This is a genomic window from Streptomyces sp. NPDC048411 (assembly GCF_040704695.1).
In the GTDB taxonomy this organism is placed as follows: domain Bacteria; phylum Actinomycetota; class Actinomycetes; order Streptomycetales; family Streptomycetaceae; genus Streptomyces.
In genome coordinates, this window is the sequence record NZ_JBEZKL010000076.1 from 22,092 (window position 1) to 35,786 (window position 13,695).

Genomic DNA, 13,695 nt, shown 5'->3' on the forward strand with positions numbered 1-13,695 from the left:
GACAGACCATGGGACGAGAGCAGTGGAAGAAGATCTGGGTCGGCTCCGCCGGCAACATGGTCGAATGGTTCGACTGGTTCGTGTACGCGACCTTCGCGGTCTATTTCGCGGACTCGTTCTTCCCTGAAGGCAATGAGACCGCCAATCTCATGAACACCATGGGCATCTTCGCCGTCGGCTTCTTCATGCGGCCGGTCGGCGGCTGGATGCTCGGCCGGATCGGTGACCGCAGAGGGCGCAAGGCCGCGCTGACTCTCACCGTCACCCTCATGTCGGCCTCGGCGGTCCTCATCGCCGTCGCGCCGACGTACGCCGTGGCCGGCTATGGCGGTGTCGCCGTCCTGCTCGTGGCCCGGCTGCTCCAGGGCCTCTCCGTCGGCGGCGAGTACGCCGCCAGCGCCACGTACCTCACCGAGGCGTCCGCGCCCCGCCGACGCGGCTTCGCCTCCAGCTTCCAGTACGTGTCCATGACCGCCGGTCAGCTCGTAGGCCTCGGCCTCCAGATCGTCCTTCAGCGCACCATGTCCGATGCGGCCCTGCACAGTTGGGGCTGGCGCATCCCGTTCATCGTCGGGGCGCTCGGCGCAGCCGTCGTCTTCTATCTGCGCCGCTCCATGCTGGAGACCGAGGTCTACGCGGAGTCGGGCGCCGACCACGAGGGCCGCGGCACGCTCAAGGCGCTGTGGCAGCACAAGCGCGAGGCGTTCCTGGTGATGGCGCTGACCATGGGCGGGACCGTCGCGTACTACACGTACACGACCTACCTCACCACGTTCCTCTCGAAGAGCGCGGGCATGGAGAAGTCCACGGCCTCGCTCGTCAGCTTCTGCGCCCTGTTCGTCTTCATGTGCATCCAGCCGCTCGCGGGCATGCTGTCCGACCGGATCGGCCGCCGCCCGCTGCTGATCACGTTCGCGGTCGGCTCGACCTTCCTGACCGTGCCGATCATGACCATGCTGAAGCACGCGGGCACCTTCTGGCCCGCGTTCGGGCTGGCGCTGCTCGCCCTGGTCGTGGTCACGGGCTACACCTCGATCAACGCCTGCGTGAAGGCCGAGCTCTTCCCGACCGGCATCCGCGCGCTGGGCGTCGCCCTCCCGTACGCCCTCGCCAACGCCCTCTTCGGCGGCACCGCCGAATACGTGGCGCTCTGGTTCAAGAAGGTCGGCAGCGAGTCCGGCTTCTCCTGGTACGTGGCGGGGTGCGCCGCGGTCTCCCTGGTCGTCTATCTGACGATGCGTGAGACCCGCGACATCGACCTGGGCCGGGTCGGCGCGGTGGCTCCCGAGGGCGGGCGGACGGAGCCGGCCGGAGCGACGAGCGTCACGCCCGCATCCTGAGACGGCCGAGGGTGCGGAGGCAGTGCTGTGCGAGACTGCCTTCGTGTCCTCGTTCGTCATGATTATTGGCAACAGGCGCGCCGGTCCGCAGTGACCGTCCCGTACCACCAGATACGGAGCGGCCACCGTGCCTCAGACCCGCGCGCAGACCTCTCGCACCCGCGAGGGGTTTTTTCGTTTTCCGGCCCTCACCTCGGCCGGGGCGATGCGCGCGGGATGATGGGGGCAAGTGGAGCCCAATCGTCCGGATCCACTCATCCGACAGGAGTCAGACCAGCATGACCACCAAGGCCAAGCCCACCGACGACAGTTTCCATGTCTTCGACACCACACTGCGCGACGGTGCACAGCGTGAAGGCATCAACCTGACGGTCGCGGACAAGCTGACCATTGCCCGGCACCTGGACGACTTCGGCGTGGGCTTCATCGAGGGCGGCTGGCCCGGCGCCAACCCCCGCGACACGGAGTTCTTCGCCCGAGCCCAGCAGGAGATCGAGTTCAAGAACGCCGAGCTGGTCGCCTTCGGCGCGACCCGCAGGGCCGGTGCCAAGGCGTCGGATGACCCCCAGGTCAAGGCGCTGCTGGAGTCCGGAGCCCCGGTGATCACGCTGGTCGCCAAGTCGCACGACCGGCATGTGGAACTCGCCCTGCGCACCACCCTCGAAGAGAACCTGGAGATGGTCCGCGACACCGTCTCCTACCTGCGCGAACAGGGCCGCCGGGTCTTCGTCGACTGCGAGCACTTCTTCGACGGCTACCGCGCCAACCCCGAGTACGCCAAGGACGTCGTCCGGGCCGCCCACGAGGCCGGCGCCGATGTCGTCATCCTCTGCGACACCAACGGCGGAATGCTCCCCGCCCAGGTCCAGGCCGTCGTCTCCACCGTCCTCGCGGACACCGGCGCCCGGCTCGGCATCCACGCCCAGGACGACACCGGCTGCGCCGTCGCCAACACCCTGGCCGCCGTCGACGCGGGCGCCACGCACGTCCAGTGCACCGCCAACGGGTACGGCGAGCGGGTCGGCAACGCCAACCTCTTCCCCGTCGTCGCCGCCCTGGAACTCACGTACGGCAAGAGCGTCCTCCCCGAGGGCGCACTCGCCGAAATGACCCGTATCTCGCACGCCATCGCCGAGGTCGTCAACCTCACACCCTCCACTCACCAGCCCTATGTGGGTGTTTCCGCCTTCGCCCACAAGGCCGGACTGCACGCCTCCGCCATCAAGGTCGACCCCGACCTCTACCAGCACATCGATCCGGCGCTGGTCGGCAACACCATGCGGATGCTCGTCTCCGACATGGCGGGCCGCGCCTCCATCGAGCTCAAGGGCAAGGAGCTCGGTATCGACCTCGGGGGCGACCGCGAGCTCGTCGGCCGGGTCGTGGAGCGGGTCAAGGAGCGTGAGCTCAAGGGCTACACGTACGAAGCCGCGGACGCCTCCTTCGAACTGCTGCTGCGCGCCGAGGCCGAGGGCCGGGTACGCCGCTACTTCCGTACGGAGTCCTGGCGCGCGATCGTCGAGGACCGACCCGACGGCACGCACGCCAACGAGGCGACCGTGAAGCTCTGGGCGAAGGGCGAGCGGATCGTCGCCACCGCCGAGGGCAACGGCCCGGTCAACGCTCTCGACCGGGCGCTGCGCGTCGGCCTGGAGCGGATCTACCCGCAGCTCGCCAAGCTGGAGCTGGTCGACTACAAGGTCCGCATCCTGGAGGGCCGCACCGGCACCGAGTCCACCACCCGCGTGCTGATCACCACGAGCGACGGCACCGGTGACTGGGCGACCGTCGGCGTCGCGGAGAACGTCATCGCCGCGTCCTGGCAGGCGCTGGAGGACGCGTACACCTACGGCCTGCTGCGGGCCGGGGTCGAACCCACGGAGTAGTCGCGTGGTCCGGTGCGGGCCCCACGGCATGGTCGCCGCGGGGCCCGCACCGGACCGGTTCGTTCACATGTGAGGGCGCCCGCACAGCCGCTTTGCCGCGGTGACGAGCGCCCCTGTACTCCCTGGATCAGCATCCTGCCCGAGCCCGCCTACGGGGGGCAGGGGCAGCGGATCAGCGGGGGAGTTGCCACTACAGGTTCTGGTCGATCTGCATCTCCCGGACCTTGTCGTCACGGTGCGTCTTGTCATTCTTGATGGTGTACGTCGTCGACGGGCCGGTGCCGCTGACCTTGGTGATCTCGCCCTGGCACTTCTTGTTGTCCGCGTCCCGGTACTCCACGCGCTGACCCTCGTTGTGCTGCATTGACTTCTCCACTTCTCGATCTCGACTGGCAAGGGCCGCCCCGGTTTTTCAGCCCGGGCTGCCCCGTCCGGCGCCCGCTTCTCGTCGCGGTGCGCAATGTCAGATCACACTGTGTGCGGGCAATCAGCGACTCCAGAGAGCCCAATGGGGTCAACTTCCGGGCGAATCCCGTGTTGTTCCCTGTGTCCCCTTGCGAGAGGGACGGCGGAGGGTTCGGCGGCCGGTGTTCCGGAGCCCGGAAAATCCCAGTCGATGACGCCCGGGTTTCGCGCAGATGGGACGGCTCGGCCACGCCGCAGATCCTCTTGCTCCCGGTTCGGACGGCGTCAGACCGGCGACGGAAGGAAAAGCCGAGCGCCCGCCTTCCTCCCCAGCGGGGGGAATGGAAGGCGGGCGCGCTCGGGCCGGAGGCCTTTCGCGGATCAGGCCTGCGGGGCGGCCTTGATCGCGGAGATGTCGAAGTTCAGCTTGACCTTGTCGCTGACCATCACGCCGCCGGTCTCCAGCGCCGCGTTCCAGGTCAGGCCCCAGTCGGAGCGGAGGATGTCCGCGCTGCCCTCGAAGCCGACGCGCTCGTTGCCGTAGACATCGGTGGCGGAGCCGTTGAACTCCAGGTCGATGGCGAGCGGGCGCGTGACGTCCTTGATGGTGAGGTCGCCGGTGATCCGGTACTTGTCGCCGCCGAGCTGCTCGGCCTGCGTGGAGCGGAACGTCATGAGGGGGAACTTCTCGGCGTCGAAGAAGTCGCCGCTGACCAGGTGACCGTCACGGTCGGCAATGCCGGTGTCGACGCTGGCGATCTTGACATCGATGGAGGCGGCCGAGTTCGCGGGGTTGTGACCGTCCAGCTTCAGGCTGCCCTCGTGCTCCCCGAAGGAGCCACGCACGTTGGTGACCATGGCGTGACGCACGGTGAAGCCGATGCTGCTGTGGGTCGGGTCGATGGCGTACTCGCCGGTCAGGGCGGCCAGGGCCGGGTCCACGGCGACGGTGGCGGGGGCGGACGGTGTGGCGGTGGACTTGCGGTTGAACAGAGCCATGGCTCCTCCTCGGGGGACGTGATCGAGCGGCAGTCGAAGTGGATGTTTAACCTTCAACGAGATTGACTGTAGACCCATCTTGTTCAAAGTTCAACATCAAGGAGCCGATTCGTTTCCGGAAGAGCGATGTTCATCTCGCGGTCACGCGAGGCCCTCTGGCGGACGCGCGTAGAACTCGGGCACTATCTCCCTGCCCTAGTTGTCATGAGCAGGAGGAGTCCCCATGGTGTCCCGTATGACCCTGCGCCCCGTCCTGACCGCCCTCGCCCTCGTCCTCGGCGCCCTCTTCGCCCCCGGAGTCGGCGCCCTCGGCAGCGGCGCCACCGAGGCGCACGCCGTCACCAAGCTCACGCACGCGCAGGCGACGTCGATGTTCCGCGCGTCGGGCATCACCTGGTCGTCCTCGGGCGGCTGCTCCGACCGGAACAACTCCACCTGCACCTCGTTCGAACAGCTGAACCTGGCCACCGCCCAGGGCGCCCAGACGCTCAAGAGCGCCACGGGCTGCGCCCTCAACATCACCGGCGGCACCGAGACCGGGCACGCCAGCGGTACGTATTCGCACTGGAACGGCTACAAGCTCGACTTCGGCAAGTCCACCTGTCTCACCAACTACGTTCACGGTGTCTTCAGTTACATAGGGCTCCGCGGTGACGGCGCCCCTCAGTACAAGTCCGCCTCCGGCAACATCTACGCGGACGAGGGCAACCACTGGGATGTGACGTACTACAACTGCGGCGGCTGCTGACCGCGTGCTGTATCTGCTTGCACGGGTGCCCCCGTCCGCTCTTGAGTCCCTGTGGTCGTTGCGCTGCCCCAGCCCAGGGGATGCGAAGGACTACGAGGTACGCAAGGACCGGGGGCGCTCGTATGCCGGTGTGTGAGCAGTTCCCGGGCCGCCCCGTGTCGTGGCGGCGAGCGGTCCGGAAGAGCCGTTCCGTTCGGGGCTCGCGCGCGCGACTGAATTGGCATATGCCGTACGACAACTTTAGTTGCCATCTTGAGAACGTGGTAACTAGAGTTGTCAGTATGGCGGCATCTGAGATCACCACCGCAGAAGCAGAACTGGTAGCCCTCGACAAGGCCCTCCTCGACGCTCTCAACCCACTCGCCTCAACCATGCGTGCCCGAGCGACTGGACTGCCCGAGGACCGCATGTGGGATGCGGACCCCATCGAGGTGACACTGTCGATCCTCGCCACCTGGAAGGTGGTGGACGCGGAGGTCAAGCGGTTGACGGCGATCGCGGCAAAGACCGCCGGTTCCTACGGTGCGAGTTACGAGCAGATGGGCACCGCTTGGGGTATCACCCGGCAGGGCGCCCGCAAGAAATGGCCCGACGCCATCGACAGGTCGGCAACCGCGGATGCGGAGGCGAGCGTCGTCGAACTGTGCGGTGGCACCGCCGAATTGTTGCGGGACCCGTCATCGGGTGGCTGGCGGTGGACCGGACACGCTGCCGACGGAACACGCGGCGAAGCCGACGGCGCCTCCTGCTACGCCACGAAGGAAGAGGCTGCCGCCCACGCAGGCGCCTTCCTGAGTGAGCACGTCGCCGACCGGGGCCGGTCAGGGCCTGTCCGATGAGTCACGTGACTGCCTAGGAGGGTGCTGATCGAGGAGAACGCCGCAGCCGAGGAAGACGATCAGCTCGGTGAGCTGCTCGTCGCAGATGCGACTGCCATGACGACCCGTCGCGACCGCTTCTGGCGGTCGACCTGTACGACGAGCCCGGCCGGACGTTCCGGGTTCCGGTCCAGTGGTATGCCGGGATCTCCGCCAATCTGAGCATCGCCAACCTGGACTTCGCCGACTACGCCGACGCGGCAGACGAATCAAGCATGTTCCGCGGCTTCGGTGTTCGCGGTGCGTGGGCCGGCCCTGTGTCCCGAGCCGGACGGACTGGCGGAGCAGGTCTGGGAAGGCTCCCGCGCCCGGTTCCTGTCGGCGGTGGTCGGGCCGCACTTCGAGCAGGTCTGCCGGGAATGGGTGGCGCACTTCGCGGCCCCGGAGACGTTCGGCGGCATGCCGATCGATGTCTTGTACGGGACGGTCGCCGACCCGGCGGCCCGCGCCAGCCACGAAGTCGACGTGGTCGTGCGCGGGGCGGTCGGACAGGACAACGGGGTGCTGCTCTCCCTGGGGGAGGCCAAGTGGGACCAGGTCATGGGGGAGAAGCATCTGGAGCGACTGCGGCACATCAAGGAACTGCTCACCGGCCGTGGAATCGACACCTCTGCCGTACGGCTCTCGTGCTACAGCGGCGCCGGGTTCACCGGCGGCCTGCGGAATGCGCAGGCCAGGGGCGAAGTCGTCCTCGTGGATCTGCGGCGGCTGTACGCGGCGGAGTGAACGCCGAGCGGATCCTGAACGTCAGGCCGGGGCGCGGTCCGTGAAGCGGCGTCAGTCGATGGACGCGTACCGTCCACTTGGACTTACGCAACGCGGTTGTTGGACTGGAACGCCCCGAGTCGTAGCAGGTCATTGACGGTGTCCGGACAGGGGGACTACTCAGGGAGCATGTCGCGAAGATTCACTTCGGCGGGCGCTGTCGCCGCCGCCTCAGCCGCCGTCCTGGCGCTGGTGGGGACCGCGCTCCCCGCCACAGCCGCCACCCAGTCACCCGCCGCAGTCGGCGCGGTCGTCCCCGCGGACGCCGCCGTCATCGGATCGCCGCAGCTCTCGGTCGCTGTCGCCGACGACTTCCCGCGCGTCCTGTCGTACACCGACCGGGCCAGCGGCAACCAGCTGTCCGGCTCCACGAAGCCGGTCACCGAGGTCACCCTCAACGGCACCGCGCACGCCGTGAAGCTCAAGGCCGCGCCCGAGGTCACCGACACGACCGCCCGGTACACGCTGACCTTCCCCGATCTGCCCGGCATCGAGATCGACGCCTCGCTTTCGGTCTCCGGGCGCGCCACCACCTTCAAGGTGACGGCCGTCCGCGACACCGAGGCGTTCCGGGTCGGAACCATCGACATCCCCGGTCACGACCTGGTCTCCGTCGGCTCCACCGACACCGGCGCCGCCACCGCGTTCACCCGGCTGGACAACGACTCGACGAAGACCGCCGACGTCTTCGGCAAGGTCACCGCGGACACCGCCGCGGACAAGGCGCCGGTCGGTGCCTCGTACGCGATCGTCAACACCGGCTCGCTCGCGGCGGCCATCGAGTCCAACTCCTCGTACGACAAGCCGTCCGGCGCCACCGGCGGCGACGACGCCCGGTTCTGGCACCAGGCACGCAAGGCCGACGACGGCAGCGTCCGAGTCGGCGTCTGGTCCGGGCAGTGGACCTACCGCGGCGCCGGAGCACCGGAGCCGGAGAGCGGGGACAACCTCCCCTGGGCGAAGGTCGTCGTCACGCCCGACGCCAACGGCGACAAGACCGTCGACTGGCAGGACGGCGCCGTCGCGTTCCGCACCATCGGCGTGATCGCGCCCGGCAGCGACGACACCGCGGACCGGGTCATCACCCACATCCCGTTCAACTTCGCCAGCCAGGCCACCCACCCCTTCCTGCGGACCCTCGACGACGTCAAGCGGGTCTCGCTGTCCACGGACGGCCTGGGGCAGATGGCGATCCTCAAGGGGTACGCCTCCGAGGGGCACGACTCCGCCCACCCCGACTACGGCGGCAACTACAACAAGCGCGCCGGCGGGCTGAAGGACCTCAACGAGCTCCTGAAGGACGGCAAGAAGTGGGGTGCCACCTTCGGCGTCCACATCAACGACACCGAGGCGTACGCGGAGGCCAACGCCTTCGACGAGAAGCTCGTCGACAAGAGCAGGCCGGGCTGGAACTGGCTCGGCCAGAGCTACTACATCGACCAGCGCCGCGACGTGAACAGCGGCGACCTGGCCAAGCGGATACAGCAGCTGCGCGACGAGACGGACCGCAACCTCAGCCTGCTCTACTTCGACGTCTACTACACGCACGGCTGGATCCCCGACAAGACCCTCCAGGAAGTGCAGAAGCAGGGCTGGAACGTCGCCACCGAGTGGGCCGACAAGTTCGAGCGCGGCTCGCTCTGGTCGCACTGGGCCAATGACCTCGACTACGGCCCCGCCACCAACAAGGGCCTCAACTCGAAGATCATCCGGTTCATCCGCAACGGCGAGAAGGACGTCTGGAACAACGACCCGGTCCTCGGCCAGGCCGCGATCCAGGAGTTCGAGGGCTGGACCGGCGAGACCGACTGGAACGCCTTCTCCAACAACATCTGGCAGCGCAACCTGCCCGCCAAGTACCTCCAGCACCAGAGGATCACCCGATGGGACGGCAACGACATCACCTTCACCGGTGATGTCCGGGGCACCGTCGAGGACGGCAAGCGGACCTTCTACGACCACGGCCGCAAGGTGCTGAGCGGCACTGACTACCTGCTTCCGTGGGACGGCGGGAAGAAGCTCTACCACTACAGCAAGTCCGGTGGTACGAGCAGCTGGGCCGTGCCGTCCACGGGGGCGTACACCGTCTACAAGCTCACCGACAACGGCCGGGTCAAGGTCGGCACGGTCAAGCCCGTCGACGGGAAGATCACGCTGACGGCCACCGCCGGACAGCCGTACGTCCTCTACCCGGACCAGGCGCCGAAGGCCGCCGACCCCCAGTGGGGCGAGGGCACCCCGGTCGACGACCCGGGCTTCAACGACAAGGGACTGACCGCCTGGTCGAAGACCGGCACCGTCGACCGCGACACCGACGGCCAGGGCCGCAACAGCGCCAAGCTCTCCGGCACCGGCACGGCGGCACTCTCGCAGCGCATCTCGGGCCTCACGCCCGGCAAGCGGTACACCGCGTCCGCGCTCATCGAGGTCCAGCCCGGAAAGACCCGGCACACGACACTCTCGATCGGCGGGAAGTCCGTCGTCGTGGACCGCTCCACGGCCGAGGACTACGTCGCCGCGTCCGACTGGCACGGCACGTACTTCCAGCGCGCCAAGGTGAACTTCACCGCGCCCGCGAGCGGCCGCGCCACGTTCCGTATCGAAGCGGCCGGGGGAAGCGCCGCCACCGTACGGGCCGATGACGTACGCATCGTCGCCAACGCCCCGGCGACGAAGAAGAACACCGTCGTGTACGAGGACTTCGAAGACGTCGACCAGGGCTGGGGCCCCTTCCTCAAGGGCGACGCGGGCGGTTCCACCGACCCCCGTACCGTCATCTCCCAGCTGCACGCCCCGTACACCCAGGCCGGCTGGAACGGGAAGCTCGTCGACGACGTGATCGGCGGCAAGGAGTCCCTCAAGGCCCACGAGGAGAACGGCGGGCTCGTCTACCGGACCGCGCCCTGGACCGTACCGATGGCCGACGGCCACCGCTACAAGGTGGAGTACGACTACCAGTCCAGCCACGCCGGCGCCTACGAGTGGGTCGACGGGTACGACCGGATCACGGCCGACGGCACCCCCGACTCGGTCGAGACCCGCACCACGGCGATCGGTCAGCAGCGCACCACGGGACACTTCTCCGAGACCGTCACGGCGGGCTGCGGTGACACCTGGACCGGGCTGCGCAAGCGTGACGACGCACCCGACGGTGCCGACTTCGTCCTGGACGGGTTCACCGTGACCGACCTCGGCGCCGCCCCGGCCGGTGAGATGGCCGCCTGCGGAACGCTCAGTGTCGACCCGGCCGCGGAGACCCTGGAGCCGGGCGTCGCAGGCGTCGTCGAGGCGAGCTTCACCAACTACGAGGCGACGCCGGTCGCCGGCGTCTCGGTGAGTCTCACCGTCCCGGACGGCTGGAAGGCGGAGCCCGTGGGTGCCGTCACCTTCGACTCGGTCGCGGCGGGCGCCAAGGCCACCGCCGGTTGGCGGGTCACTCCGCCGATGGACGCCAAGTACCAGACGTACAACCTGAGTTCCGAGGTGTCCTACACGGTCGGCAGCGCGAAGCGGACCCTCGGCGCGCAGACGTCCGTACGGACGCTGCCGCCGCCGCCCACCACGGACAGCTGGGCCAGCGACCTGGACTGGACTGCTGCCAGCAACGGCTGGGGACCGGTCGAGCGTGACATGTCCAACGGTGAGACGGGCGCCGGCGACGGCTCCCCGCTGACGATCGGCGGCACCGTCTACGCCAAGGGCCTGGGCAGCCACGCCCCAGCGAAGATCCGCTATTACCTGGGCGGCCAGTGCACCTCGTTCACCGCCGAGGTCGGCGTGGACGATGTCCAGAAGAGCGCGGGCAGCGTGCAGTTCAGCGTCACGGCCGACGGCACGGAGAAGGTGAAGTCACCGGTGCTCAAGGCGGCCGACACCGCCTGGTCGCTCGCGGCGGATGTCACCGGTGCGAAGTACGTCGAGCTGGTCGTCGGGGACGGCGGCGACGGCAATGGCAACGACCACGCGGACTGGGGCAACGCGCGATTCCACTGCCGGAGTTGACCGAGCGATCGGTGAGCACTGAGCAATAAGCGGTGAGGGGGCGGGGGCCGGTAGCGGTCCCGCCCCCTTCCCGTTCCCACGGGCGCGTGCTAGACCGGCGGGCGGCCGGTCCACACCACTGATGTTCCGGAGGTCTTGTCGTGTCACTCCTGCCCGCCTGGTCGCGCCGTTCCTTTCTGGCCACCAGTACCGCCACCGCACTCGGCTTGGCCCTGCCTGGACAGGCCCACGCCACCGACGCACCCGCGGACGAGTTCGACACCCTCCGGCTGCGCTGGGTCGATCTCGCGCTCGGCACCGGATACGACGCCGCCGCCGAGCCCTACGCCTCCCGGCTCGCCGAGACCGGTGGGCTCGCCGCGGGGTTCCGCGCCACCATGGCCCCCACCGCGGCCTCCCTCTGGGCCGACCGTCCCTTCGACCCGCCGTCCGGCATCACCGCGAGCTACAGCCGCCTGTGGACCATGACCCAGGCGTACGCCCAGCAGGGCACCGGCCACACCGGTGACACCGCGCTCCTCGCCGACATCGTCCGAGGCCTCGACCACCTCGCCGCGACGATCTACAGCCCCGCCACCACCCGGTACGGCAACTGGTGGGAATGGCAGATCGGCAGCCCACGCCTCCTCATGGACATCGTCGCCGTCCTCCACGACCACCTCACCGAGGAACAGCGACAGGCCGCCTGCGCCGCGGTGGACCACTTCATCCCCGATGCCATGCTCCGTGACTACAGCGGCACGTCCACCGGCGCCAACCGCGTCGACCTCTGCCGTTCCGTCGCCCTTCGCGGCATCCTCGGCCGCGACCCCGTGAAGACCGCCCTGGCCCGCGACGCCCTCTCGCCCGTCTTCCCGTACGTGACGAAGGGGGACGGCCTCTACGCCGACGGGTCGTTCGTCCAGCACACCTGGGTCGCCTACTCGGGAACGTACGGGCAGGTCATGCTCGACGGCCTCGGCCGGCTCTTCGCACTGCTCGCCGGGTCCAGCTGGGCGGTCACCGACCCCAACCGGCAGATCATTCTCGACAGTGTCGAGCACGCCTACGCGCCGCTCATCCACGACGGTCTGATGATGGACAGCGTCAACGGCCGCGCCATCAGCCGGGGGCTGCTGGGGAGCGACGAGCGCAAGGTCATGCGGAGCGACCATTTCCACGGGCAGGGGCTGATCGCCGCCATCGCGCTCCTCGCCGGTGGCGCCTCAGCCGCCGAGCGCGACCGGTGGAACGCCATGGTGAAGGGGTGGATCGAACGGGACACCGTCACCCCGATCCTCACCGCGCCGCAGTTCGGTGTCGCCGATCTGTCCCGGCTGGCGGCCGTCGCCGCCGACGCCGTCCCCGCCGCCCCCGAACCCGTCGGGCACACGCTCTTCACCGCCATGGACCGGGCCGTGCACCGCCGCCCGGGCTGGGTCGCCAACCTCTCCATGGCGTCGGAGCGGATCAGCTCGTACGAATGCGGCAACGGGGAGAACCCGCGCGGCTGGCATACCGGGGCCGGGATGCTCTATTGGTGGCAGGGGCATTCGGGAGGCGACCAGTACACCGACTGGTTCTGGCCGACCGTCGACTGGTACCGCCTGCCCGGCACCACCGTCTCGACCAAGCGCCTCACCGACTGCGCGGGCGGCGAATGGGGCGAACCCCGGCCCGCCGTCCAGTGGGTCGGCGGCACGCACGACGGCGAGTTCGCCGCCGTCGGACAGCACGTCAAGGGCCTGGGATCCACCCTGCAGGCCCGCAAATCCTGGTTCTGCGCCGCCGATACGGTCATCTGTCTCGGGGCGGGCATCAGCGCCGCCGACGGGGTCCCGGTCGAGACGATCGTCGACAACCGCAACCTCGGTCCTGACCCCTCCGCCGCGTTCACCCTCGACGGCGGGGACCGTCCGCGCTGGGCGCACCTCGACGGACACGGCGGCTGGGTGCTGCCCGGCGGCGCCGCCCTGCGGACGCTGCGGGAGGCCAGGACCGGAGCCTGGTCCGACATCAACACCACCAGCTCCACCGAGCAGCGGACCCGCCACTGGCAGACCCTCTGGCTCGACCACGGCACCGACCCCACCGACGCCACGTACCTCTATCTGCTGATGCCGGGCGCCTCCCGCCGCACGCTCGCCGCCCGCGCGGCGGACCGGCAATGGCTGACCGTCCTGGCCAACACCGCGGACCGGCAGGGTGTCGCCGTCCGTTCGCTGGGGCTGACCGCCGCCAACTTCTGGCAGCCGGGCACAGCGGGCCCGCTCTCCGTCACGGCCCCGGCGAGCGTGCTCGTACGGGAGGGGCATCACTCGACGACGGTGTGCGTGAGCGGGCCCGATCGGAGCGGGACGCCCGTGAACGTGGTGTGGGAGCGTCCGGTGCGCGAGGTCGTCTCCACCGACCCGGGCATCGAGGTGCGCGCCACCGGCCGCCGTCTGGTCCTGCGAGTCGCGCCGGGTAGGGCAGGCGCTAGCCTTCGCTGTGAGGTCCGCTAGGAGGGCACTGAAGATCTTGGCCGGGCTCCCGGCGCCTTGCAGCTGCACGCACCAGACGCCGCTCGCTGATCCGGCCAAGATCTTCAGCACCCTCCTAGGGCGTGTTTCGAAAGTCCCGCCTGCCTGGCGACGCCTGGCACGCACGCTCGCTGCGTTGTCGGGCTCGCCCCGATACGCCCAGTATCGGGG

Annotated in this window: 9 protein-coding genes; 7 read left to right on the forward strand and 2 right to left on the reverse strand. The window is 69.0% G+C overall.

All coding sequences use genetic code 11. From position 1 onward, the window contains the following. The first annotated feature begins 8 nt into the window (after positions 1-8). Both AB0915_RS24540 and cimA read left to right on the forward strand, forming a co-directional pair. Positions 9-1,340 carry an MFS transporter gene (locus tag AB0915_RS24540; protein WP_366693120.1) on the forward strand — a complete coding sequence of 444 codons (1,332 nt, stop codon included), beginning with the start codon at positions 9-11 and terminating at the stop codon, positions 1,338-1,340. Between the two features lie 278 nt (positions 1,341-1,618). Next, positions 1,619-3,226 carry a citramalate synthase gene (gene cimA / locus AB0915_RS24545; protein WP_366693121.1) on the forward strand — a complete coding sequence of 536 codons (1,608 nt, stop codon included), beginning with the start codon at positions 1,619-1,621 and terminating at the stop codon, positions 3,224-3,226. Between the two features lie 190 nt (positions 3,227-3,416). Here cimA and AB0915_RS24550 read toward each other — a convergent pair whose 3' ends face one another. Together AB0915_RS24550 and AB0915_RS24555 are read right to left on the reverse strand one after the other, a co-directional pair. Next, positions 3,417-3,590, reverse strand: a complete 174-nt coding sequence (locus AB0915_RS24550) for a hypothetical protein (protein WP_358862740.1) — start codon at positions 3,588-3,590, stop codon at positions 3,417-3,419. A 422-nt stretch (positions 3,591-4,012) separates the two neighbouring features. Next, a complete protein-coding gene (locus tag AB0915_RS24555; protein WP_366693122.1) occupies positions 4,013-4,630 on the reverse strand; it encodes a YceI family protein in 618 nt (205 codons plus the stop codon). Positions 4,631-4,853: 223 nt separating this feature from the next. Here AB0915_RS24555 and AB0915_RS24560 point away from each other — a divergent pair, with 223 nt between their 5' ends. The 5 genes from AB0915_RS24560 to AB0915_RS24580 all read left to right on the forward strand — a co-directional run bounded on the left by AB0915_RS24560 (position 4,854) and on the right by AB0915_RS24580 (position 13,506). Next, positions 4,854-5,378, forward strand: coding sequence for a hypothetical protein (locus AB0915_RS24560; protein ID WP_366136785.1), 525 nt, complete (start codon positions 4,854-4,856; stop codon positions 5,376-5,378). Between the two features lie 281 nt (positions 5,379-5,659). Next, a complete protein-coding gene (locus tag AB0915_RS24565) occupies positions 5,660-6,217 on the forward strand; it encodes a hypothetical protein (protein WP_366693123.1) in 558 nt (185 codons plus the stop codon). Positions 6,218-6,496: 279 nt separating this feature from the next. Next, positions 6,497-6,982, forward strand: a complete 486-nt coding sequence (locus AB0915_RS24570) for a hypothetical protein (protein ID WP_366693124.1) — start codon at positions 6,497-6,499, stop codon at positions 6,980-6,982. A gap of 168 nt (positions 6,983-7,150) precedes the next feature. After that, positions 7,151-11,023, forward strand: a complete 3,873-nt coding sequence (locus AB0915_RS24575) for an endo-alpha-N-acetylgalactosaminidase family protein (protein WP_366693125.1) — start codon at positions 7,151-7,153, stop codon at positions 11,021-11,023. 206 nt (positions 11,024-11,229) lie between these two features. Further along, a complete protein-coding gene (locus AB0915_RS24580; protein WP_366693127.1) occupies positions 11,230-13,506 on the forward strand; it encodes a polysaccharide lyase 8 family protein in 2,277 nt (758 codons plus the stop codon). Positions 13,507-13,695: the final 189 nt, after the last annotated feature.

What these genes read in the sequence shown, in the direction of transcription:
- AB0915_RS24540 (WP_366693120.1), top strand. Translation starts at nt 9, where the DNA reads ATGGGACGAGAGCAGTGGAAGAAGATCTGGGTCGGCTCCGCCGGCAAC.
- cimA (WP_366693121.1), top strand. Translation starts at nt 1,619, where the DNA reads ATGACCACCAAGGCCAAGCCCACCGACGACAGTTTCCATGTCTTCGAC.
- AB0915_RS24550 (WP_358862740.1), bottom strand. Translation starts at nt 3,590, where the DNA reads ATGCAGCACAACGAGGGTCAGCGCGTGGAGTACCGGGACGCGGACAAC.
- AB0915_RS24555 (WP_366693122.1), bottom strand. Translation starts at nt 4,630, where the DNA reads ATGGCTCTGTTCAACCGCAAGTCCACCGCCACACCGTCCGCCCCCGCC.
- AB0915_RS24560 (WP_366136785.1), top strand. Translation starts at nt 4,854, where the DNA reads ATGGTGTCCCGTATGACCCTGCGCCCCGTCCTGACCGCCCTCGCCCTC.
- AB0915_RS24565 (WP_366693123.1), top strand. Translation starts at nt 5,660, where the DNA reads ATGGCGGCATCTGAGATCACCACCGCAGAAGCAGAACTGGTAGCCCTC.
- AB0915_RS24575 (WP_366693125.1), top strand. Translation starts at nt 7,151, where the DNA reads ATGTCGCGAAGATTCACTTCGGCGGGCGCTGTCGCCGCCGCCTCAGCC.